This window comes from Streptomyces cavernicola, assembly GCF_029968035.1.
GTDB classification, from domain to species: Bacteria; Actinomycetota; Actinomycetes; order Streptomycetales; family Streptomycetaceae; genus Streptomyces; species Streptomyces cavernicola.
Genome location: NZ_JASCIQ010000005.1, coordinates 177,565 through 199,969, shown reverse-complemented (window position 1 = coordinate 199,969; position 22,405 = coordinate 177,565). Strand labels below are relative to the sequence as shown.

The window sequence follows — 22,405 nt, the reverse complement described above, 5'->3', positions numbered from 1 at the left end:
TTGAGCCCGCATGTCCACCCCTGCCGAGCCCCGCACCGACTCCACCCAGGCGCGGCGGACCCTGGCACGGCTCCAACGGGACCTGCGGGCCGTCGTCGTGAGCGGCGAGGTGTCCTTCGGCGCCCGCCGCCGCGCCGAGTACGCCCAGGACGCCTCCACGTACCGGCAGGTCCCGGCCGCCGTGGTGCTGCCCGGCTCCACCGGCGAGCTGGTCGGAACCCTCGCGGTCTGCCACCGGTACGGCGTGGCCGTCACGCTGCGCGGCGCGGGCACCTCGATCGCCGGGCAGGCGGTCGGGGACGGGGTCGTCGTCGACACCTCGCGCCACCTCGGCGCGGTCCTCGACGTCGACCCCGAGGCCCGCACCGCGCGCGTGGAACCCGGCGTGGTCCTCGACGACCTGCAGAAGACGCTCCGCCCGTACGGCCTGCGGTTCGGGCCCGACCCGTCGACGCACGCCCGCTGCACCATCGGCGGCATGATCGGCAACAACGCCTGCGGCACCCACTCGGTGGCCTGGGGCCGCACCGCCGACAACGTCGTGGAGCTCGACGTCGTCACGTACGACGGGCACCGCATGACGCTGCGCAAGCTCAGCGAGGAAGAACTGCTCCAGGTCATCGAGGCGGGCGGCCGGCGCGGCGAGATCCACGCCCGCCTGCGGGACCTGCGGGACGCCCATCTCGCCCTGCTCCGCACCGAGTTCGGCCGCTTCTCGCGCCAGGTCTCCGGCTACAGCCTGGAGCATCTGCTGCCCGAGCGCGGCTTCGACCCGGCCGCCGTCCTCGTCGGCACCGAGGGCACCTGCGCCGTCGTCCTCGCCGCCACCGTCCGGCTCGTCCCGCTGCCCGCCCGGCGCACCCTCGTCGCCCTCGGCTTCGCCGACCTGCCCGCGGCGGGCGACGCGGCCCGGCACGTCCTGGAGCACCGGCCGATCGCCTGCGAGGGCCTCGGCGGCGACCAGGTGGCGGCGCTGCGCCGCAACGTCCCCGACGCCGAGCCGGAGAAGCTCCTGCCGGAGGGCCGCGGCTGGCTGCTCTGCGAGTTCGGCTACGCGGACGCCGCCGAAGACCCCCACGGCGACCGGGAGTTGGCGGCCGCGCTGCGCCGCGACACCGGCGCGCTCGCCGTCCGCCTCGTCGCCGACCCCGCCGAGCAGGCCGCGCTCTGGCGGATCCGCGAGGACAGCTCGGGCCTCGCCACCCGCGCCCCCGACGGCTCGGAGGCCTGGCCCGGCTGGGAGGACTCCGCCGTACCCGTCGAGCACCTCGGCGACTATCTGCGGGACCTGCAGGCGCTGCTCGACCGGCACGGACTGCAGGGCACGCCGTACGGGCACTTCGGCGAGGGCTGCGTGCACATCAGGATCGACTTCGACCACGAGACGCCTGAAGGGGTGCGGATCTTCCGGCAGTTCATGACGGACGCGGCGCGTCTGGTGGGGAGTCACGGCGGCACCCTGTCCGGGGAGCACGGGGACGGGCAGGCCCGCGCCGAGTTCCTGCCCCTGGTCTACAGCCCCGAGGCGATGACCGCGTTCGCCCACTTCAAGGACGTGTGGGACCCGGAGAACCGGCTCAACCCCGGCATCCTCGTCCACCCCCGCCCCGCCGACGAACGACTCCGCATCCGCCCCGGACACCGGCCGCAGCTCCCGCTCACGACGACCCTCGCCCTCGCGGAGGACGACGGCGACCTGAGCCGGGCGCTGCGCCGCTGCGTCGGCATCGCCAAGTGCCGTACGTCCACCGGCGGCGTGATGTGCCCGAGTTACCGCGCGACCCGCGACGAGAAGGACTCCACGCGCGGCCGCGCCCGCGTCCTCTACGAGATGATCCAGGGCGAGGTCGTCACGGCCGGCTGGCGCTCGAAGGAGGCCCGCGAGTCCCTCGACCTGTGCCTGTCCTGCAAGGGCTGCAAGAGCGACTGCCCGGTCGGCGTCGACATGGCCACGTACAAGTCGGAGTTCCTGCACCAGCACTACCGCGGCCGGCTGCGCCCCGTCACGCACTACACCCTGGGCCGGCTCCCGGTGTGGGCGCGGCTCGCCGGGCGGGCCCCGCGCCTGGCGAACGCCGTGACGCAGAACCCGTTCGCGGCGGCGCTGCTCAAGCGGGCGGGCGGGATCGCGCCGCAGCGCGCGGTGCCGCCGTTCGCGCCGCAGCGGTTCCGCCGCTGGTTCGAAGGGCGTACGCCGTCTGAGGGTGACCGTCAGCAGGTCCTCCTCTGGCCGGACACGTTCACGGAGTACTTCACACCCGAGGTCGGGCGGGCCGCGGTGGAGGTTCTGGAGGCCGCGGGCTTCGAGGTGCTGCTGCCACCGGACGGCCTGTGCTGCGGCCTGACGTGGCTGACGACCGGCCAACTCGACACGGCCCGGCGCGTGTTGGACCGCACACTGTCCTCCGTCGACCCGTACCTGCGGCGCGGCATCCCCCTGGTCGGCCTGGAGCCGAGCTGCACGTCCCTGTTCCGCAGCGACGGTACGGAGCTCCTCGCCGGGGACGACCGGGCGCGGCGGGCCGCCGAGCAGACCCTGACGTTCGCCGAACTCCTCGACCGGCACGCCCCGGACGCGGCGTTCGACCGCCTGGGCGCCACGGCCCTCACCCAGACCCACTGCCACCAGCACGCGACACTCGGCAGCGCGGCCGACGACCGCGTCCTCGCACGCCTCGGCGTCGACAGCGGCCGCCTCGACTCGGGCTGCTGCGGGCTCGCGGGCAACTTCGGCTTCGAGCGGGGGCATTACGAGGTGTCGGTGCAGGTGGGCGAGCAGGCGCTGTTGCCCGCGCTGCGGGCGGCGCCCGAATCGACGGTCGTCCTGGCGGACGGGTTCAGCTGCCGGACGCAGATTCAGCAGCTGTCCGACCGGAAGGCTCGGCATCTGGCGGAGCTGTTGCGGGGGGCGTTGCCGGGTGCGGGCGAGTAGGCCTCCGGCGCGGTTTTCCCCACCCCGCCCCTTCCCGAAAGACTGCCGTCGGCTGTCGTGCGACTACCCGCGCCGTCGTGGCTGATCGCGCAGTTCCCCGCGCCCCTGAAAGCCGGGGCTTCGCCCCGGCCCCGCGGTTGTTTTTCGGCTGCCCGTTTGATCGTGGCTGGTCGCGCCGTTCCCCGCGCCCCTGTTGGGGACCGCCTCAGCGTCAGCCCTGGCCGGGCTAAGTCCAGTCTGAGTCCGCATGATTCAGCCCCACTGGGATCTGAGGGGGCAGGGAGTCCAATCCAGCCTGAGTCTGCAAAATCCTGCCCCCAGCCCGCAACGATCCAGTCCCGACTCCCCCCGGGCGTCTGAGGGCAGGGGGCAAATTCAGCCCCTCCGGGGTTTGAGATGGGGGTCCCCCCTGCTCGAGCGAAGCCGAGAGCTTGGGGGAGGGGGTCCGGGGGCTGGCCCCCTGGATGGGGTCCGGGGCGGAGCCCCGTGGTGGGGGCGGGGGGCGGCAGCCCGGGGTAGGGGTGCGGGGCGGAGCCCCGAGCGGGGGCCGGGGGCGCAGCCCCCGGAGCTGTCCGCTGAGGACTTTCGGGAAGGGGCGGGGTGGGGAAAAACGCCCCCCGCCCTGGCTGGGCGAGGGGGCGGAGGGTTACCGGGTCACCCGGTGACGTTCAGGAGGAGGTTCGGGGAGCCCGAGCCGGGGCTCGTGACCACACCACTGCTGCCCGCCGCGACCAACGCATCCCGCACCTGCGCCGGACTCGCCGACTTGTTGCCCGCGAGATACACCGCCGCCGCACCCGCCACATGCGGGGCCGCCATCGACGTACCGGAGATCGTGTTCGTCGAGGTGTCGGTGTTCTTCCAGGCCGACGTGATGGACGAGCCGGGGGCGAAGACGTCGAGGACGCTGCCGTAGTTCGAGTAGCTGGCCTTGGCGTCGCTGCTGGTGGTCGCACCGACCGTGATGCCCTCCGCCACGCGCGCGGGCGAACGGGTCGAGGCGTCGGTGGACTCGTTGCCCGCAGCGAGGGAGTAAGTGACGCCCGAGGCGATGGAGTTGCGGACCGCCGTGTCCAGCGTGGCGTCCGCCCCGCCGCCGAGGCTCATATTGGCCACGGCCGGCTTGACCGCGTTCTTCGTCACCCAGTCGATGCCCGCGACGACACCCGCGGTCGTGCCCGAGCCCCGGTTGTTCAGGACCCGCACGCCGACGATCTTCGCCTTCTTGGCGACGCCGTACGTCGTACCGCCGACCGTGCCCGCCACATGCGTGCCGTGTCCGTTGCCGTCCTGCGCGGTGTTGTCGTTGTCGACGGCGTCGAAGCCGTACGAGGCACGGCCGCCGAAGTCGGTGTGGCTGATGCGGACGCCCGTGTCGATGATGTACGCCGTCACACCCTCGCCCGCGGAGTCGGGGTAGGTGTAACTCTGGTTCAGGGGAAGGGACTTCTGGTCGATGCGGTCCAGGCCCCAGGACGGCGGGTTGGTCTGGGTGGCGTCGATCGTGAACGTCCGGTTCTGGGCCACCGACGCCACCGCCGGGTCGGCCGCGAGCCGCTCCGCCTCGGCCTCGGTCGCCTCGATCGCGTAGCCGTTGAGCGCGGCGGTGTAGGTGCGCTCGATCTTCGCCCCGTACTGCTTCGCCAGGCCCTTGCCCTCGGCCGAACTCGACTTCGCGGCGCTCTTCTTGAGCGTGACGATGTAGCTGTCGACGATCGCGCCGGGCGCACCGGCGTTGTCTATCGCGCCGCGTCTGGGCTCCTGCTCCGTGGCCGCGTCCGCGGGGAGTGCGGAGGCGAGTCCGAGGGCGAGCGTCGCCGCCACGGTCGTGCCGATCCCTGCGTACTTTCGCGTGCGCTGCTGCACGACTGCCATCTGAGGGGTCCTCCTCGTGGATGGTGCACCGATGGGGGGGGAATCGCACGACGGGAGCATGTCAATTTCGGGGGGATGCAGCTCCCGTCGTTGAAAGGTTGACGGATGCAGAGGAATCCCGACAAGGGCTGTGCACAGACGTAACACAGCTGCCATGCATCACACATGACGCGTCGTCATCCCCGCACAGAGCTGCCCCGGACCACCGCCGACCGGCCGTGATCCGGGGCCACTTCAGAGAGTTGAGCTCTTGGACGCCGAGCTCTTGGACGCCGAGCTCTTGGACGTCGAGCTCTTGGACGTCGAGCTCTTGGACGTCGAGCTCTTGGACGTCGAGCTCTTGGACGTCGAGCTCTTGGACGTCGAGCTCTTGGACGTCGAGCTCTTGGGCGTCAGAACTGCAGCGCCCAGGAGTCGATCTTTCCGGTGTCGAAGCTCGCGTTGTCGCTGACGCGCAGCTTCCACGTGCCGCCGGCCGTCTCCGCCGAGGCGTCCACCGTGTACGTGGTGTTGATGTTGTCCGCGCTGCCGCCCGTGCCGTAGTCCTTCAACGTGTACGCGGAGCCGTCCGGGGCGACCAACTGAACGCGCAGGTCACCGATGTACGTGTGGGTGATGTTCACCGAGACCTGCAGAGCCGCCGGGGCGTTGCCCGCGACGCCGGTGACCGAGAGCGGCGAGTCGACGGTCGCGTTGTCGTTGATCGGGTAGTCCGTGGTGTTCTCGAACCTCGGGCCGGTCGGCGGCGGCGTGGTGTCGCCCGAGCCGACGTTCAGGAGGCGGTTCGGCGAACCCGTGCCGGGGCTCGTGACGACGCCCGTGCTGGAAGCCGCGACCAGCGCGTCCCGCACCTGCGCCGGGGTGGAGGAGGTGTGGTCGGCGAGGTAGAGCGCCGCCGCGCCGGCCACGTGCGGGGCCGCCATCGACGTACCGGAGATCGTGTTGGTGGCGCTGTCCCCGGTGTTCCAGGTCGACGTGATGGACGAGCCGGGGGCGAAGATGTCGAGGACGCTGCCGTAGTTCGAGTAGCTGGCCTTGGCGTCGCTGCTGGTGGTCGCGCCGACCGTGATGCCCTCCGCGACACGTGCCGGGGAGCGGGTCGAGGCGTCGGTGGACTCGTTGCCCGCCGCGAGCGAGTAAGTCACCCCGGACGCGATGGAGTTGCGGACCGCCGTGTCCAGCGTGGCGTCCGCCCCGCCGCCGAGGCTCATATTGGCCACGGCCGGCTTGACCGCGTTCCTCGTCACCCAGTCGATGCCCGCGACGACACCCGCGGTCGTGCCCGAGCCCTGGTCGTCGAGGACGCGCACGCCGACGATCTTCGCCTTCTTGGCCACACCGTGCGCGGTGCCGGCGACGGTGCCCGCCACATGCGTGCCGTGGCCGTTGCCGTCCTGCGCGGTGTTGTCGTTGTCGACGGCGTCGAAGCCGTACGAGGCGCGGCCGCCGAAGTCGGTGTGGCTGATGCGGACACCGGTGTCGATGATGTACGCCGTCACGCCCTGCCCGGCCGAATCGGGGTAGGTGTAACTCTGGTTCAGGGGAAGGGACTTCTGGTCGATGCGGTCCAGGCCCCAGGACGGCGGGTTGGTCTGGGTGGCGTCGATCGTGAACGTCCGGTTCTGGGCCACCGACGCCACCGCCGGGTCGGCCGCGAGCCGCTCCGCCTCCGCCTTGCTCGCCTCGACCTCGTAGCCGTTGAGCGCGGCGGTGAAGGTGCGCTCGATCTTCGCGCCGTACTCCTTCGCCACGCTCCTGCCCTTGGCCGAACTCGACTTCGCGGCGCTCTTCTTGAGCGTGACGATGTAGCTGTCGGCGATCGCGCCGGGCGCACCGGCGTTCTCTACGGTGCCCACTCGGGCGTCGTCCGCTCCCGCCTGGGGTGCGGCGACGACGCCGAGCGCGAGGGCCGCGACGGCCAGGCCGGTGGTGCCTGCGAATCTTCGCCGTGCGGTTCTCTTCAGTGCCATCTGAGGGGTCCTCCTCGTGGATGGTGCTCTGGTGGGGGTGGTGGTGCGCGTGCCGTGCGGCAGTGCTGGTCGGACAGGCTCGGAGCTGGTCGGACGGGGGCAGTGCCGGTGACACGGGATGGTGCGGAGGTGCGCACAGAACACGACGGGCCCGTCGCAGATGCGTTCGGGGCCGGTCGCCGTCGGAAAGATTGACTGATCCATAGGAATCGCACAAGAGGCCCGGCGGAACTATCAGTTCCGCCCTGCCGGAGGCTCGATGGCCACATGATGGGCAGTCAGCAGATACCCGACTTCGCCCTGCTTGACGTCCTACGGTCGGTTCATGACGTCCTAAGGTCGGCTCATGATGTCTCTGCCGGACTTCGTCTGCCCCGCGGACGGCACCCGGGTGCGCGCGGGCTCCCTCGCCTGGTGCTGCCCGGTCTGCCGCGGCCCCCTCGACCTGGACTTCCACCCGACGCCCACCGACCTGAAGGCGCTCGCAGGGCGGGTCAACTCCCTGTGGCGGTACGCGGGTTCACTGCCGCTCGCCGCGCCGGAGGTCAGCCTCGGCGAGGGCCGCACCCCGCTCGTCGAGCTCACCGAGACGATCACGGCGAAGCTGGACTTCCTGATGCCGACGCTCTCCTTCAAGGACCGCGGCGCGGTCCTCCTCGCCGAACTGGCCCGCCGCCTCGCCCCCGAGCGGGTCGTCGCCGACAGCAGCGGGAACGCGGGCACGGCCGTCGCCGCGTACACGGCCCGCGCGGGACTCGACTGCACGGTGTACGTGCCCGCCACCACCTCGCCGAAGAAACTGGAGCAGATCCGGGCGCACGGCGCGCACATCGAGGCGGTGCCGGGGGACCGCGAGGCCACGGCGCTCGCGGCCCGCGCCGCCGCCGACGAACCCGGCACGTTCTACGCCTCGCACGTGCACAACCCGTACTTCCTGCACGGCACCAAGACGTACGTCCTCGAACTCTGGGAGGACCTCGGCGGCCGCCTCCCCGACGTCCTGGTCGTCCCCGTCGGCAACGGCACGCTGCTCCTCGGCGCGGCGCTCGCCCTGCGCGAGCTGCACTCGGCCGGGCAGATCGGCCGCTTCCCCGCGCTGTACGGGGTGCAGTCCGCGGCGGTCGCGCCGGTCGCTGCGGCCTGGGCGGAGGGGGCGGCGGACCTGCCGGCGGAGCCGTACCCGGCGCGGCCCACGTACGCCGAGGGCATCGCGATCCCCCGGCCGCCGCGCGCCCGCCAGATCCTCGCCGCGGTACGGCAGTTCGGCGGCGGCTTCCTCACCGTCCCGGACCCGGCGATCGCCTCCGCCCAACGGGACCTGGCGGCGCGCGGCCTGTTCGTCGAGACGACGGCTGCGGTGTGCTGGGCGGCGGTACGGGGCGGACGCTTCGGGGAGCGGTCGGTGGCGGTGCCGTTGTGCGGGGCGGGAGTGAAGTCGGGGGTGGTCCCCGAACCCAGGTGGGCGTGAGGCCTGGGCGACCCTTGGCGCACCGTCGACTCGGTGACCCTCGATCGCCCTCCGGGCTCGTCCTCAAACGCCGAACGGGCTGAATTTCGCAGGCTGGGGCTGACTATTAGGGGCGCGGGGCTGTGACATGTGCGGCTCCGCCGCGTGGGCGCGATCGGCCACGACGGCGGGGCAGCCGAAATGACGGCCGGGGGCCGGGGCGCAGCCCCGAAGCGGGGTCCAGGGGCGGCAGCCCCGGAAAGGGGGCCCGGGGGCGGAGCCCTCGGTAGCCGTCCGCTGAGGACTTTCGGGAAGGGGTGGGGAGGGGATCAAACCCCGCCCGCCGACGAGACGTCCCGCACCCACCCACCCGCCAGCACCAACCCCACCCCCCGATGAACCGCAAGGAACCCGAAGGGCCGGTCGAGGTCGACCGAGATGACCGTCGCGGTGTGCCGAGGCTCGGGCGGCCCGCTCATCCACGCCATGCCCCCAGCCGTGACTGCCGCCGCCTCGAACCCCGCCTCGTCGAACGTCGCCGTGGCCGACTGCCGAGCCGACCGCAGCGCGAGCCGCTCCGGGCTGACACCGGGAAAGCGCCGGTCCGAGCCGTCCGTCGCCGAGGCGAGCCCGAACAGCGCGGCGTCGGCGAGGAGATCGTGCTCGGCGGCGACCGTGAACCGAGGAAGCGTCACGTCGACCCGCGCACCGGGCGACACGGACGGCTGCTCCACGACCGACAGACCGGGCCCGACCGCCCCGACCGGCAGCGCGCCACCCCGCTCGCCCGCACACGACCCGTCGAGCAACCCGAGCCCCGCACCGAGCACCGCCCCCGCGCCCAACTGGGGCTCACCCAACAGAAGTTGGACGTCGATGCCGTTGTCGCCCCGCACGGTCAGCACGGTGACCGAGTCGCCGTCCGGCGTCACCGCGAGCCGCACCTCGTCCAGGTCCCGCGACGAGCGGAACAGCCCGGCGAGCGAACGCCCGCTCCAGGGCCCGGAGTCGGGCCGCAGCTCCGCCTCCGTGAACGGCGACTCCCAGCGCGTCCGTAGCACCAGCGCGCTCGCCAGGACCAGCCAGGTCCGCCGTTCGAGGTCGATCGGCATGGCCGGGATCCGGCCACCGGTCCGCTCCCGCGCCCACCGGTCGAGCGCCGCCGCGTCCACCTCCAGGTCCCCGGTCAGCCGGGCGTGCGCGCCCTCCGGCAGCTTTGCCGACCAGGTCTCGTACAAGGGGAGTTCGCGCCGCGTCCACAGGCCGAGGGCCGCGTCCACGCCGTCCATCGCGTCCAGCGCGCCGAGCAGGGCACGCGCTGCCCGGCCGGCCTTCTCCGGCGGCAGCCCGAGCGCCTCGGTCAACTCGCCCCGTACCGCCGGGTCCGCGCCCTCCGAGAGCAGTCCGAGCAGCGGCCACACACCGGCAGCCGCGAACACCGTCCCGCCCCCGTTCGAGTTCCCGTTCCCGTTCGCGTCCGCGTCGGCGTCCGCGTTCTCCGTTCTCGCCGCCCGCGCCCAGCGAGCCGTGAGCGCGTTGAGCGCCCGCACCGTCCCCCGGTTCACCGTCGTCCGGTCCACCGTCGCCATCTCGCCCCCGGCCTTCCGCCCCCCGACGTACGATTCGCGCAACCGTTCGCACGAACCGCCCGATCCCGACCAGGAGCACCGTACCCGTGGCCATACCACCGCCGCCCCAGGGCCCGCAGCCGCCGCCTTACGGGCAGGGCGCGCCGCCCCCGTACGGCTGGCAGCAGCCCTATCCGTACGCGCAGCAGCCGGCGACGACCAACGGTCTCGCCGTCACATCGATGGTGCTCGGCATCCTGTGCGTGCTGCCGCCGCTCGGTCTGGTGCTCGGGCTCGTCGCGCTCTCGCAGATCAAGAAGAGGGGGCAGAGCGGCAAGGGCATGGCGATCGCGGGCGTCACGCTCTCCTCGATCGGCACCGCCTTCGTCGTGCTCGCGCTCTCGCTCGGCTGGGCGGCGAGACTCTGGGGCGGCTCCCCGGCCGACGACGACCCGTTCGGGGACAGGCGCTCGGCGTTCTCCCTGGTGGAGGGGGACTGCTTCGACGCGGACGGCGGAAAGCTGGAGGGCGTGACCACCGAAGTCGACGTCGTGAACTGCGACGCCCCGCACGACGGCGAGGTGTACGGCACCTTCCTCCTCGACGACGGGGCGTACCCGAGCGACAGCGAGGTCGCGCAGCTCGCCGACGAGCGCTGCGGGGCCCTGGCCGTCGAGTACTTCGGCGACGCGTCGTCGATCCCCGACAACCTCTACGAGTACTACTTCTTCCCCGACTCGACGGCCTGGTCCCAGGGCGAGCGCACGGTGTCCTGCCACGTCGGCGACAAGACCGGCGACAAGCTCCTCGGCTCGGCCCGCGACGGATCGGGCGGCAGCGGTGGTGGCGGCGACCAGGGCACGACGGGCGGTTCGACCGGTGGCTCCACGGGCGGTTCGACCGGTGGCTCCACCGGCGGTTCGACCGGTGGCTCGACCGGTGAGCTGGAGGGCAATCCCGGCGAGGGTGCCGAGGTCTGACTCCGTCGAGGGGCGTAGAAGGCGTACGCCCCTGCCCGGCCGCCCGTTTCCTTGATCGCCTTAGCGGGCAGAGAGCTCTCCGTAAAGACAAGTCATCACTTCGGGTGATTCTCTGGCCTAAGGTTGCGGTCTTCAACCGAGGGTTGTCACGCTGTTGCTGTCTGTCAACCTGATGGGAGTGGCTCGTGACAATCGGTGAGCAGCCGGCGTATCTGCGCGTTGCCGACGATCTTCGTAGGCAGATCGTCAACGGCGCGCTCCCGCCCCACACCCGGCTGCCCTCGCAGGCCCGGATCCGCGAGGAGTACGGGGTCTCGGACACCGTCGCCCTGGAGGCCCGCAAGGTCCTGATGGCCGAGGGCCTGGTCGAGGGTCGCTCCGGCTCCGGCACGTATGTGCGCGAGCGCCCGGTCCCGCGAAGAGTCGCCCGCTCCGGGTACCGCACCACCGGCTCCACGCCGTTCCGGCAGGAGCAGGCCGAGGCCGGGGCGCGCGGCACGTGGGAGTCGCGCAGTGAGCAGGTCGAGGCGGGCCCCGAGATCGCCGAGCGCCTCGCGATCAAGCCGGACGACCGCGTGATGCGCACGAAGTACGTGTTCCGGGACGCCGGCGAGGCGATGATGCTCTCCACCTCCTGGGAGCCCCTCGCGATCACCGGCCGCACCCCGGTCATGCTCCCCGAGGAGGGCCCGCTCGGCGGCTGCGGCGTCGTCGAGCGGATGGCCGCGATCGACGTGATCGTCGACAACGTCGCCGAGGAGGTCGGCGCCCGCCCCGGCCTCGCCGAGGAGCTCCTCGCGCTCGGCGGCGTGCCCGGCCATGTCGTCCTCGCCATCGAGCGGACGTACTTCGCGTCCGGACGCCCGGTCGAGACGGCCGACGTGGTGGTCCCGGCCGACCGGTACCGCGTCGCGTACCACCTGCCCGTGAAGTGAGCCGAGGGCGCGACGCCGAGGAGCGAGGCGCGTCAACTCCCCGCGGGTCCGCGTGACTTCATTGGAGGACGAGACGCGCGACCGGCGTCGGAATCCGGCCGTTCTGGCCGTCCCGCAGCCGGACTCGCCCTGCTTCCCCGCCCGTTGACGCCCGTTGACCGCAAGGCGCGCGGCGGCCCCCGGGGGGCGCATGCGAGGTGTGCGCCCCCTCGGCAATGGTCCGGTCCTGGCCGATTGCGTATCTCTTCGTGCCATTCCGTATCCGCTGTGTGAAGTCCGGGCGTACGCTCGGGCATATGCGAGATGGGGTTGCAGAAGCAGACGGGAGACGGCGGATCCTGAGGCCGGCGGCCGGGGGAGGAGTGCGATGAACGACGGCAGCGCGATGCTCCCTTGGCTCGTCATACGCCAGGACGACAACGGCAACCGCTACCGCGTCGGCCGGTACGCCACCAAGACCGAGGCCGAGCAGGTCGCGGACAGCCTGGAGGACCGCGGCCACAAGCAGCTGTACTGGGTGGAGCGGCTCGGGCAGAAGACGCCGTGACCCGCGCGTTCCGCGGCGGCACCGGAGTGCGCATAGGCTCCGGCGCATGACGGACCGCATCCTCGTCGTCGGCGCCGCCCTCTACGCCGAAGGCCGGCTCCTCGCCGCCCGGCGCAGCGCCCCCGCCCACCTGGCCGGACGCTGGGAACTCCCCGGCGGCAAGGTCGACCCGGGCGAACAGCCCGAGCAGGCCCTCGTCCGCGAGCTGCGCGAGGAGCTCGGCGTCGACGCCAAGCTCCTCGAACGGATCCCCGGCGAGTGGCCGCTCGGCCGCCCCGGCTACGTCCTGCGGGTCTGGGCCGCCGAGTTGATCTCCGCGAGCCCCGAGGACGTACGCCCCCTCGAAGACCACGACGAGCTGCGCTGGCTCACGCCCGACCAGCTCTGGGACGTCGACTGGCTGGAGCACGACCGGCCCGCCGTCACCGAGACCGCCCGCTGGCACGCCGCCCGGAACTGACCCCGGCACAGCCCGCGCACACCCCATCGGGCCGGAGGGGGCGCGCGGCGCGACGGGCGCGGGGCACCTACGCCGTTCGTGCCACCGTGCGCCCGCGCGTACGGTAGGGCCCACTTGATATCGGGTATGTGCTGATTAACCCCACGAAACCGGACGGGTTCTGCCACCTTCCCACTCGGCCCTTTGGAAGTGATCGGCGTGATCGACACCGACGGCGACCGCGCCGACTGGGCCGAGCACGCCGAGTGGCACTTTCCCGCCGACCCCGGAGCCGTCCGCACCGCCCGCGCCCGGGTCCGCAAACAGCTCGACGCCTGGGGACTCGACGAAGTCGGCGACGTGACCGTCCTGCTCGTCAGCGAACTCGTCACCAACTCCCTGCGGCACGCCACCGGACCCATCGGCGTCCGCCTCGTGAAGCCGGAGGACGGAACGGCTCCGCTCCTGGTGGAAGTCTCCGACCCGCTCCCGGACCCGCCCCGCGAACGCAGCGCGGAACCCGACGACGAGGGCGGGCGCGGGCTGCAGTTGGTGGCCTGTTCCGCCCGCCGCTGGGGTACTCGACAGGGCAGGACGGGCAAGACGGTGTGGTTCGAGCTGTCCCTCCCGGGTTAGAAGGTGAGGGAGAGCCGATCTCCTTCCGCACCCCGACGGCACACGGCCGGAATGTGTCGGGACGGACAGGAGATGTGAACGCGGTGTTGCGTGCGGCCGTAGTGCTGGATACTGCGGGCAAGCCGTCCGATGGACCTGGTCGGTGGCGGTGAGCTGGAGGGGACGGTCGCGTTGAGCGAGATACCAGCCAGGGCGCGGACGCCCGAGCAGCGAAGCGGCGAGACGCCGGGCGGCGACATCGTCTGGCAGTCGAGCCCGCCCGGCTCGATCTACGACTATGTCAAGGTCGCTTCCTTCTCCATCGGCCCCGACGGTCTGATCGACCAGTGGTCGCTCCGCGCCGAGCAGCTCTTCGGAGTGCCCGCGCGGGACGCCGTCGGCAAGGACCCGATCGAGGCCTTCGTCCCCGCCGACCTGCGCGACCGCGGCCACCGCAAGGTCGCCGAGATACTCGACGGCCGCGAGTGGACGGGCGTCGTCCCGTTCCGCACCGACGGCGGCCGCGCCCCGGACGGCATCGCCGAGGTCTATGTGATGCCCACCGAGACCGAGCACGGCGACAAGGCTGCGGTCTGCATCGTCGTCGACGTACGGGCCCTGCGCAGGATCGAGACCGACCTCGCCGCGTCCCAGGCCATTTTCGGCCAATCGCCGTTCGGCTTCCTGCTCTTCGGCACCGACCTCAAGGTGCAGCGCGTCAACCGCCGCTTCGCCGCCGTCTTCGGCGGGGAGGGGGACGAGCACCGCGGCCGCACCGTGCACGACTACCTGCCGCGGCAGGAGGCCGAGCGGCTGCAGGGCGCGCTGCGGCACGTCCTGGACACCGGCGAGTCCGTGACGGACATGCAGCTCGTCGGCCCCGCGCCCGGCGCCAAGAACGACCGGCGGCACTGGTCGATCAACCTCTACCGCGTCCACAGCGGCAGCGGCCGCCCCATCGGCATAGCCGGACTCGGCACCGACGTCACCCGACGGCACGCCGCCGCCCGCGAGGCCGCCCACGCCCGCCGCAACCTCGCCCTCCTCAACGAGGCCGGCGCCCGCATCGGCAACTCCCTCGACCTGGAGACCACCGCACGCGAACTCCTCGACGTCACCGTCCCCGTCTTCTGCGACCTCGCCTCCGTCGACCTCTACCAGGGGCTCCTCGACGGCGACGAGTCCGCGCAGGTCGACAGCCTCGCCGACGGCTCCGCCGAGCTGCGCCGGGTCGCCTTCGCCAGCGCCGTGTCCGACGCCCCGTTCGCCGAGGCCGGCGCCGCCCCCGTCACCGTCGGCGCCGTCCACCGCTACAGCTTCAACTCGCCCTGCGCGGACGCCCTGCGCACCGCACGGCCCGTCACCATCTCCGGCGGCGACGAGAACGGCCTCCTGCAGTCCACGCTCGCCGTGCCGATGGTCGCCCACGACACCGTCGTCGGCCTCGCCCGCTTCTCCCGCGCCAAGGGCAGCGAACCCTTCGGCGAACGCGACCGGGCCCTCGCCGTGGAACTCGCCGCCCGCGCCGCCGTCTGCATCGACAACGCCCGCCTCTATCGAAGAGAGCACGAGCGCGCACTCATCCTGCAGCGCTCCCTGCTCCCGCCCGGCGACCCCGAGGCCTCCGGACTCGACATCGCCTGCCGCTACCTGCCCGGCAACGCCGCCACCGAGGTCGGCGGCGACTGGTTCGACGTCATCGAACTCCCCGGCCACCGCACCGCGCTCGTCGTCGGCGACGTGATGGGCCGCGGCCTGCGCGCCGCCGTCGCCATGGGCGAACTCCGCACCGCCGTACGGACGTTGGCGCTCCTCGACCTCGAACCCGCCGAAGTCCTCTCCGCGCTCGACGAGATCGCCCGCGGCCTCGGCAACCCCGGCCACACTGCGGGCGGCCAGCTGCGGCCCCCGCAGTCCCCGCAGTCCACCCGCCGCGCCCTCCAGGGCCGCGACATCGACCCGTCCGAGGTGTACCTCGCGACCTGCGTCTACGCGGTCTACGACCCGGTCACCCGACGCTGTACGTTCGCTAACGCGGGCCATCTGCCGCCCGTGCTCGTCGAACCCGGCGAGGCGGCGCAGATGCTCGACGTGCCGCCCGGGATGCCGCTCGGCGTCGGCGGCGAGCCCTTCGAGGAGGTCGAGGTCGAACTCCCCGAGGGCGCGCTGCTCGCCCTCTACACCGACGGGCTCGTCGAATCCCGCGACCACCCGCTCGACGACGGCCTGCGCGCCTTCCGCAACGCGATCACGCCTCCGGCGTCGGACGCCGCGGAGACCTCCGCCGAGACCTCCGCCGAGACCTCCGCCGAGCCCCGCTCCCTCGAAGACGTCTGCGACCACGTCCTCGACACCCTGAACACCCACCACGGCGAGGACGACATCGCGCTCCTCATGGCCCGCGTACAGGGCCTGCCCGGGGATGCCGTCGGCGACTGGACGCTGCCCCGCGAGCCCCGCTCGGTCGGCCGCGCCCGCGAGTACGCCCGCGCGCAGCTGCTCGCCTGGGACCTCGAACCCCTCGTCGACACCACGGAGTTGCTGGTCAGCGAGCTGGTGACGAACGCGTTGCGGTACGGGGAAGGGGAGATCAGGCTGCGCCTGCTGCTCGACCGCAGTCTGGTCTGCGAGGTCTGGGACGCGGGCCTGGTCCAGCCGCGGCGGCGCCGCGCGCGCGATACGGACGAGGGCGGGCGTGGGCTTCAGCTGGTCGGCCTGCTCAGCGCGGCGTGGGGATCGCGGCGTACTCCGCGTGGCAAGACGGTGTGGTTCGAACTTGCCCTCCCGGACGGGGAGTCCGCGGCGGAGCCTTCGGTGGAGGCGTTGCTGAGCATGTTCTAGGGCGCGCCCTCTTCGGCTCCCCGGGGGCCCACCCCCGCGCCCCTGTCCCGGGGCTTCGCCCCATCCCTCGGCTGTTTTTCGGCTGCCGCGCGGTGGGGGTTGGTCGCGCAGTTCAGAACCGCCCCCCGCCGCCCCTGCGCCCCCGAGTCCCACCCCCACCGAAACTCCCGGGCCCGCCCCCGCCCCCACGCCCGCCGAACAGTTCGCCGAGGATGATCCCGCCGAGCACCGCCCCGCCCATGCCGCGACCGCCGCCCCCGATGCCACCGACGCCCCTGCCGTACGGGCTCTCGAACCCGGCCACGTCCCGCTCCGCGAGCTGTCGCGCCTGGCCGGCCAGGGCGTCCGCGCGCTGCGCCGCGGCGAGCGCGTCCGAGGCGTCGTCGGCGCGCAGCGACTCCGCCTCGGCGAGGTGCCGTTCGGCCTCGGCGAGGCGGGTCCTGGCGGGGCTGCCGACGGCGCCGCGGTGCGTCGTCACATAGTCGGCGGCGGTGCCGATCGCGCTGCGCGCGGTGAGCAGGGCAGGGTCGAGGAGCGTGTGGGCGCGCCGGTCCGCGCTCTCGCGCTCGCGGGCGCCGGCGAGGGCCGCGTCGAGCGCCGCGTCCGCCTCCTTGACCCGGCGCAGCGCGTCGATCGGGTCGAAGCGCTCCGCCGCCATCTCGGCGCGTACGTCGTGGGCGACCGCCTCGGCCCGCCTGATCCGCCCCTGCAGGTCGGCCGTAGGCGTGCCGGACGGGGTGCCGTCGAGGATCCCGCGCGCGTCCGCGAGGTCGGCGTCGGTCTCGGTGAGCGCGCCCGGCAGTTTCCCGCTGGCCTCGGCGATCTCCTGGGCGAGCCGGTCGACCGCGTCGACGAGCGTGGCCGCCTGGTCCAACGCGCCCTCGGCGGCCCGCAGATGGACCGCGGCCCGCCCGTTGTCTCCCGCGGCCACGCACTCCCGGGCCGGGGCGAGCCGGTCGTCGGCGAAGGCGAGCCGTTCCCGCGCCTCGTCGACGTGGCCGGCGACGGGGGCGGAGGCGGAGTCCGCGTACCGGTTCGTGAGCGCGGTGAGCGTCGCCGCGGCGGTGTCGGCGCGGGCGGTGATCTGCCGGAACTCCTCCTCGGCGTGGGCGAGCGCGTCCGGGGCGTGTTTCTCCAGGTCGCGCAGTGCGTCGAAGGCGGCGGACTCGTCGTCGAGCCGCCGGTCGGCCGTCGTACAGCGGCTGACGATCTCCTCGAGCATCCGCCGCCGGGTCGTGTCGTTCTCCGGCGTCGCGTCGTCCAGGCGCTGCCGCAGCCGGAACGCGGCCGTCAGCTCGGCGCCCGCGTACGTGAGGGCCGCGGCGAACGGCGCGACCGCCTCGTCGCCGAACTGGGCGCGGGCGAAGCCGAGTTCCTCGGTGCTGGTGCGGACCGCGTCGTCGGTCGCGACGAGCAGCCGCCGCGCCTCCGCGTCGAGCTCGTCGAGCGGCGCCGCGGGCGGCCTCCGCTCGCCGCCGTGCGGGGTGGTGCGGGTGGCGGCCCGCCGCTTGCGCCGGGTGTACGCGTACGCGGCGAGGGCGCCCGCCCCGACCACCACGACGATCGGCAGGATCAGGTCCCCGGTGACCCGGTCCGAGCCGGGCTCCGGGTCGGCGGGGCCGGGCGTGATCCGCGGGGTGGGCACGGGCTGCCCGGCGAGCACGGCCCGGTAGCCGTCGGCGGCGCCGATGGCCGCGCCGGCCCAGTCGTGCCGGCGCAGCGCCGGCACGATCGCGGTGCGGGCGACCTCCCGCAGCTGTGCGTCGCCGAGCGGTGAGTCCTGGTCGACGGAGGTGGCGTACTGCCGGTCCTGCGTGGCGACGGCGAGCAGCGCGTCGTCGGCGCCGAGGCTGTTGCGGCGGGCCGTCTCGTCGGCCCAGTCGCGGGCGGCGAGGCCGGAGAAGTCGGGTACGTAGACGACGAAGAGCTGGACGCCGCCGTCGTCGTGGAGCCGGTCGAGCGCCTTCTCGACGGCGTCCACGGTGTCCTCGCGGTCGTCGAGCGCCCCTGCCTCGTCGGTGACCTGCCCGCCGGTGGAGAGCCTGACCGGATCGTCGGCGTGCGCCGGGCGCGTGACCTGCACGAGCAGGACGAGCAGCCCGAGCACGGCGAGGGCGGCCCGGCCGGCTATGCAGGGCAGCGAGCGGGAGGGCGTCACATGGGGGAGCGTATGTCCCGTTATGTCCGGTCGCGACTGGACAGTGGACCGGCCGCCCGCGACCGCGTCACGCTCACCGTGAGCGCCGCCGGATGGTGTTGCCCAGCCACACCAGGGGGTCGTACTTCCGGTCCGCGGCCCGTTCCTTCAGCGGGATCAGGGCGTTGTCGGTGATCCGGATGCCCTCCGGGCACACCTCCGTACAGCACTTGGTGATGTTGCAGTAGCCGAGGCCGTGCTCGTCCTGGGCCGTCGTCTTGCGGTCCAGGCCCTCGGCCTCGGCGGAGTCCAGCGGGTGCATGTCCAGCTCGGCGACGCGCATCAGGAAGCGGGGGCCCGCGAACGCGCCCTTGTTCTCCTCGTGGTCGCGCACCACATGGCAGGTGTCCTGGCACAGGAAGCACTCGATGCACTTGCGGAACTCCTGCGAGCGGTCCACGTCCTCCTGCATCATCCGGTACTCGCCGGGCCCGAGCTCGGCGGGCGGCACGAACGCCGGGACCTCGCGGGCCTTCGTGTAGTTGAAGCCGACGTCGGTCACCAGGTCCCGTACGACCGGGAAGGCCCGCAGCGGCGTCACCGTGATGACCTCGTCCCGGGTGAACGTCGACATCCGGGTCATGCACATGAGTCGCGGCCGCCCGTTGACCTCCGCCGAGCACGAACCGCACTTGCCCGCCTTGCAGTTCCAGCGCACGGCCAGATCGGGGGCCTGCGTGGCCTGCAGCCGGTGGATGATGTCGAGGACGACCTCGCCGTCGTTGACCTCGACCTTGAAGTCCTCCAGGCCGCCGCCCGAGGTGTCCCCGCGCCAGACCCTGAAGCCCGCTTCGTACGACGTCACTCGTGGAGCTCCTCTTCGCTGAGGTACTTGACCAGCTCCTCCTTGTCGAAGAGGGCGAGCAGGTCGGGTCGGATGGGTTCGGTCTCCTCGCGTTCGAGCCGGATCTGCCCGCGCACCGGGTCGGTGGCCGCGAGCCCGCCCGTCGGGTCGGCGAGCCGGCACAGGAGGTTGGCGCGCCGCCACCGCCGGTCCATGCCGGGCCAGTCCTCGCGGGTGTGGCCGCCGCGCGACTCGGTGCGCTCCAGGGCGGCGCGCGCGATGCACTCCGAGACGAGCAGCATGTTCCTGAGGTCGAGCGAGAGGTGCCAGCCGGGGTTGAACTGCCGGTGCCCCTCGACCCCGGCCCGCCGCGCCCGCACCCGCAGCTCGGCCAGCTTCTGCAGGGCCTCGGCCATCTCGGGCTCCCGCCGGATGATCCCGACGAGGTCGTTCATCGTCTGCTGCAGCTCCTGGTGCAGGGTGTACGGGTTCTCCGGCGGCGCGCCCTCCTCCGGCGCCTCCGCGGAGAACGGCCTGAGCGCCTCGGCCGCGGCCGCGTCCACCTGGCCCTCGTCCACCACGGGCCGTACGTCGAGTCCGGCGGCGTACCGGGCGGCGTGCAGCCCGGCCCGCCGCCCGAAGACGAGCAGGTCGGACAGCGAGTTGCCGCCGAGCCGGTTGGAGCCGTGCATGCCGCCCGCGACCTCACCGGCCGCGTACAGGCCGGGCACACCGCGCGCGGCCGCCGAGTCGGAGTCGACGGCGATGCCGCCCATCACGTAGTGGCAGGTCGGGCCGACCTCCATCGCCTCGGCGGTGATGTCGACGTCGGCCAGCTCCTTGAACTGGTGGTACATGGACGGGAGTCGGCGCCGCACGACGTCGGGCGGCATCCGCGTCGAGACGTCCAGGAACACGCCGCCGTGCGGGGAGCCGCGGCCCGCCTTCACCTCGGAGTTGATGGCGCGGGCGACCTCGTCGCGGGGGAGGAGTTCGGGCGGGCGGCGGTTGTGGTCCGGGTCGTCGTACCAGCGGTCGCCCTCGGCCTCCGACTCCGCGTACTTCTCCTTGAAGACGTCCGGGATGTAGTCGAACATGAACCGCTTGCCCTCGGAGTTCCTGAGCACCCCGCCGTCCCCGCGCACCGACTCGGTGACGAGGATGCCCTTGACGGACGGCGGCCAGACCATTCCGGTCGGATGGAACTGCACGAACTCCATGTTGAGCAGCGGGGCCCCCGCGAGCAGGGCGAGCGCGTGCCCGTCCCCCGTGTACTCCCACGAATTGGACGTCACCTTGAAGGACTTGCCGATGCCCCCGGTCGCGATCACCACGGAGGGCGCCTCGATGACGAAGAACCGCCCGGACTCGCGCTCGTAGCAGAACACCCCGCACACCTTGCCGTCGGCGTCCTTGACGATCCGGGTGACGGTGCACTCCTGGAAGACCTTCAACCGGGCTTCGTAGTCGCCGAGTTCGCGATGGTCCTCCTGCTGCAGCTCCACGATCTTCTGCTGCAGCGTGCGGATCAGCTCAAGGCCCGTACGGTCGCCGACGTGTGCGAGCCGCGGGTACTCGTGCCCGCCGAAGTTCCGCTGCGAGATCCGCCCGTCCGCGGTCCGGTCGAAGAGCGCGCCCCAGGTCTCCAACTCCCAGACCCGGTCCGGGGCTTCGCGCGCGTGCAGCTCGGCCATCCGCCACTGGTTGAGGAACTTGCCGCCGCGCATGGTGTCCCGGAAGTGCACCCGCCAGTCGTCGTGGTCGTTGACGTTGCCCATCGCCGCTGCGATGCCGCCCTCGGCCATCACCGTGTGCGCCTTGCCGAACAGCGACTTGCAGATCACGGCCGTACGAGCCCCCTGCTCGCGCGCCTCGATCGCGGCGCGCAGCCCGGCGCCGCCCGCGCCCACCACGACGACGTCCCACTGCAGCCGCTCCACTTGAGACATCAGAAGAACCTCAGATCCTCGATGGCGCCGGAGGCGACCAGGTACACGTAGAAGTCGGCGCCGGCCACGCTGAGCAACGAGACCCAGGCGAGCTGCATATGACGGTCGTTCAGCTTCCCGACCCACTGCCACAGCCGGTACCGCACGGGATGCTTCGAGAAGTGCTTCAGCTTGCCGCCGACGATGTGCCGGCAGGAGTGGCACGACAGCGTGTACGCCCAGATGAGCCCGATGTTCACGACCATCACCACGGTCCCGAGCCCCATGTGCCCCCACGCGTAGTGCTCGTCCCGGAAGGCGAGCACGGTGTCGTACGTGAGGATGCCCGCCACCGGCACGGCCGCGTAGAAGAAGTACCGGTGGACGTTCTGCAGGATCAGCGGGAAGCGCGTCTCACCGCTGTACTTCCGGTGCGGCTCGGCCACCGCGCAGGCGGGCGGCGAGGCCCAGAAGCCCCGGTAGTACGCCTTGCGGTAGTAGTAGCAGGTCAGCCGGAAGCCGAGCGGGAAGATCAGGATGAGGAGCGCGGGCGAGAGCCCCCACCAGCCCCCGAGGATCTCCCAGTTGGGCCCGCCCTTCATCGGCACGCAGTTCTCCGCCAGGCACGGCGAGTAGAACGGCGAGACGTACGGGGCCGCGTAGTAGTCGGCGTTGGCGAAGGCCCGCCAGGTCGAGTAGACGACGAAGGCGAGCAGTCCGGCTGCGGTCAGCGCGGGGGACAGCCACCAGCGGTCGGTGCGCAGATGCGGGGCGGCGATGGCGGCACGCGTCGCGCCGCGCACGCCGCCCGCGGGATCGAGGTCGGGTTCGGTGCCAGTGGCCAACGGGATCTCCAGGGGGAGAGCTTCCGGGGGTGGCGGTCGGGCGGGGCGGTGGGCTCTCGGGTCAGGGCGCGCGTCGGTCGCTCGCGCCGAGCCCCTCGTCGTCGACGTCCGACCACAGGGCGCGGTCGTAGGGCTGGTCGGGGATGTGGATCACCTCGGGCCTGGGGCGGGAGGCGAGCTCGGGAGCGGCCTCGCGCAGCAGGGCGAGGCTGTCGCGCAGATGGTCGGTGTCCGTGCGCACACGGCGCAGGTCCACGCCGCCGCCCACATGCTGCTCGAGCCGTCCGACGGAACGGACCAGCTCATCGAGGCAGCGCTGCACGGCCGTCAGATCGTCCTGCAGGGACATGGGTTGCCCTCTTTTCCGCCGGTGCGGTGGCAGTGCCAGTGCGCCTGAGAGTGTCGCGCGTCACATCCCCGATTGTGAAGGGATCGGTACGGATTGAGCACTTCGGCACGGGCCGTGGCCGGACGGTGTGCACCCGCGCCCGTCCGTGACCGG

The 22,405-nt window shown here is 72.6% G+C and carries 15 protein-coding genes and 1 pseudogene; 8 read left to right on the top strand and 8 right to left on the bottom strand.

The genetic code is table 11. The features are described 5' to 3' along the window. Positions 1-10: 10 nt before the first annotated feature. Positions 11-2,932: an FAD-binding and (Fe-S)-binding domain-containing protein gene (locus QIS96_RS07035; RefSeq protein ID WP_282541521.1), complete on the top strand. Its 2,922-nt coding sequence runs from the start codon at positions 11-13 to the stop codon at positions 2,930-2,932. 663 nt (positions 2,933-3,595) lie between these two features. Here QIS96_RS07035 and QIS96_RS07030 read toward each other — a convergent pair. Beyond that, a pseudogene (locus QIS96_RS07030) lies at positions 3,596-4,807 on the bottom strand (S8 family peptidase); the annotation flags it as partial. Positions 4,808-5,199: 392 nt separating this feature from the next. Then, a complete protein-coding gene (locus QIS96_RS07025) occupies positions 5,200-6,777 on the bottom strand; it encodes a S8 family peptidase (protein ID WP_282541520.1) in 1,578 nt (525 codons plus the stop codon). 346 nt (positions 6,778-7,123) lie between these two features. Here QIS96_RS07025 and QIS96_RS07020 point away from each other — a divergent pair, with 346 nt between their 5' ends. Next, complete coding sequence (locus tag QIS96_RS07020; protein ID WP_282541519.1) at positions 7,124-8,245, top strand: pyridoxal-phosphate dependent enzyme; 1,122 nt, start codon at positions 7,124-7,126, stop codon at positions 8,243-8,245. A gap of 308 nt (positions 8,246-8,553) precedes the next feature. Here QIS96_RS07020 and QIS96_RS07015 read toward each other — a convergent pair whose 3' ends face one another. Continuing rightward, on the bottom strand, positions 8,554-9,813 hold the full coding sequence (locus QIS96_RS07015) for a serpin family protein (RefSeq protein WP_282541518.1): 1,260 nt from the start codon (positions 9,811-9,813) through the stop codon (positions 8,554-8,556). An 86-nt stretch (positions 9,814-9,899) separates the two neighbouring features. Between QIS96_RS07015 and QIS96_RS07010 the strand changes: the two genes are divergently transcribed. The 6 genes from QIS96_RS07010 to QIS96_RS06985 all read left to right on the top strand — a co-directional run bounded on the left by QIS96_RS07010 (position 9,900) and on the right by QIS96_RS06985 (position 16,149). Next, positions 9,900-10,772 (top strand): DUF4190 domain-containing protein, encoded by an 873-nt coding sequence (locus QIS96_RS07010; RefSeq protein ID WP_282541517.1) that lies wholly within the window; start codon positions 9,900-9,902, stop codon positions 10,770-10,772. A gap of 185 nt (positions 10,773-10,957) precedes the next feature. Then, the gene (locus tag QIS96_RS07005; RefSeq protein ID WP_282541516.1) at positions 10,958-11,707 is read left to right on the top strand and encodes a GntR family transcriptional regulator; all 750 of its coding nucleotides are present in this window, start codon (positions 10,958-10,960) and stop codon (positions 11,705-11,707) included. 367 nt (positions 11,708-12,074) lie between these two features. Beyond that, positions 12,075-12,254 (top strand): SPOR domain-containing protein, encoded by a 180-nt coding sequence (locus QIS96_RS07000; RefSeq protein WP_282541515.1) that lies wholly within the window; start codon positions 12,075-12,077, stop codon positions 12,252-12,254. A gap of 46 nt (positions 12,255-12,300) precedes the next feature. Next, positions 12,301-12,714: a (deoxy)nucleoside triphosphate pyrophosphohydrolase gene (locus tag QIS96_RS06995; protein ID WP_282541514.1), complete on the top strand. Its 414-nt coding sequence runs from the start codon at positions 12,301-12,303 to the stop codon at positions 12,712-12,714. A 189-nt stretch (positions 12,715-12,903) separates the two neighbouring features. Then, positions 12,904-13,329, top strand: coding sequence for an ATP-binding protein (locus QIS96_RS06990; RefSeq protein WP_282541513.1), 426 nt, complete (start codon positions 12,904-12,906; stop codon positions 13,327-13,329). Positions 13,330-13,458: 129 nt separating this feature from the next. Beyond that, positions 13,459-16,149 carry a SpoIIE family protein phosphatase gene (locus QIS96_RS06985; RefSeq protein ID WP_282541512.1) on the top strand — a complete coding sequence of 897 codons (2,691 nt, stop codon included), beginning with the start codon at positions 13,459-13,461 and terminating at the stop codon, positions 16,147-16,149. Positions 16,150-16,261: 112 nt separating this feature from the next. On the opposite strand, the gene QIS96_RS06980 is transcribed toward QIS96_RS06985, so the two are convergent. The 5 genes from QIS96_RS06980 to QIS96_RS06960 form a co-directional block, all read right to left on the bottom strand. After that, on the bottom strand, positions 16,262-18,307 hold the full coding sequence (locus QIS96_RS06980; RefSeq protein WP_408907136.1) for a TPM domain-containing protein: 2,046 nt from the start codon (positions 18,305-18,307) through the stop codon (positions 16,262-16,264). Positions 18,308-18,380: 73 nt separating this feature from the next. Further along, the gene (locus QIS96_RS06975; RefSeq protein ID WP_282541511.1) at positions 18,381-19,151 is read right to left on the bottom strand and encodes a succinate dehydrogenase/fumarate reductase iron-sulfur subunit; all 771 of its coding nucleotides are present in this window, start codon (positions 19,149-19,151) and stop codon (positions 18,381-18,383) included. Next, entirely contained in the window at positions 19,148-21,079 is a 1,932-nt protein-coding gene (locus QIS96_RS06970) for a fumarate reductase/succinate dehydrogenase flavoprotein subunit (protein WP_282541510.1), read from the bottom strand. Before QIS96_RS06970 ends, QIS96_RS06975 begins: the two co-directional genes overlap by 4 nt. Then, positions 21,079-21,903, bottom strand: coding sequence for a hypothetical protein (locus QIS96_RS06965; protein ID WP_282541509.1), 825 nt, complete (start codon positions 21,901-21,903; stop codon positions 21,079-21,081). Before QIS96_RS06965 ends, QIS96_RS06970 begins: the two co-directional genes overlap by 1 nt. A gap of 61 nt (positions 21,904-21,964) precedes the next feature. Next, positions 21,965-22,252: a hypothetical protein gene (locus QIS96_RS06960; RefSeq protein ID WP_282541508.1), complete on the bottom strand. Its 288-nt coding sequence runs from the start codon at positions 22,250-22,252 to the stop codon at positions 21,965-21,967. Positions 22,253-22,405: the final 153 nt, after the last annotated feature.

What these genes read in the sequence shown, in the direction of transcription:
- QIS96_RS07035 (WP_282541521.1), top strand. Translation starts at nt 11, where the DNA reads ATGTCCACCCCTGCCGAGCCCCGCACCGACTCCACCCAGGCGCGGCGG.
- QIS96_RS07025 (WP_282541520.1), bottom strand. Translation starts at nt 6,777, where the DNA reads ATGGCACTGAAGAGAACCGCACGGCGAAGATTCGCAGGCACCACCGGC.
- QIS96_RS07020 (WP_282541519.1), top strand. Translation starts at nt 7,124, where the DNA reads ATGATGTCTCTGCCGGACTTCGTCTGCCCCGCGGACGGCACCCGGGTG.
- QIS96_RS07015 (WP_282541518.1), bottom strand. Translation starts at nt 9,813, where the DNA reads ATGGCGACGGTGGACCGGACGACGGTGAACCGGGGGACGGTGCGGGCG.
- QIS96_RS07000 (WP_282541515.1), top strand. Translation starts at nt 12,075, where the DNA reads ATGAACGACGGCAGCGCGATGCTCCCTTGGCTCGTCATACGCCAGGAC.
- QIS96_RS06995 (WP_282541514.1), top strand. Translation starts at nt 12,301, where the DNA reads ATGACGGACCGCATCCTCGTCGTCGGCGCCGCCCTCTACGCCGAAGGC.
- QIS96_RS06985 (WP_282541512.1), top strand. Translation starts at nt 13,459, where the DNA reads ATGGACCTGGTCGGTGGCGGTGAGCTGGAGGGGACGGTCGCGTTGAGC.
- QIS96_RS06970 (WP_282541510.1), bottom strand. Translation starts at nt 21,079, where the DNA reads ATGTCTCAAGTGGAGCGGCTGCAGTGGGACGTCGTCGTGGTGGGCGCG.
- QIS96_RS06960 (WP_282541508.1), bottom strand. Translation starts at nt 22,252, where the DNA reads ATGTCCCTGCAGGACGATCTGACGGCCGTGCAGCGCTGCCTCGATGAG.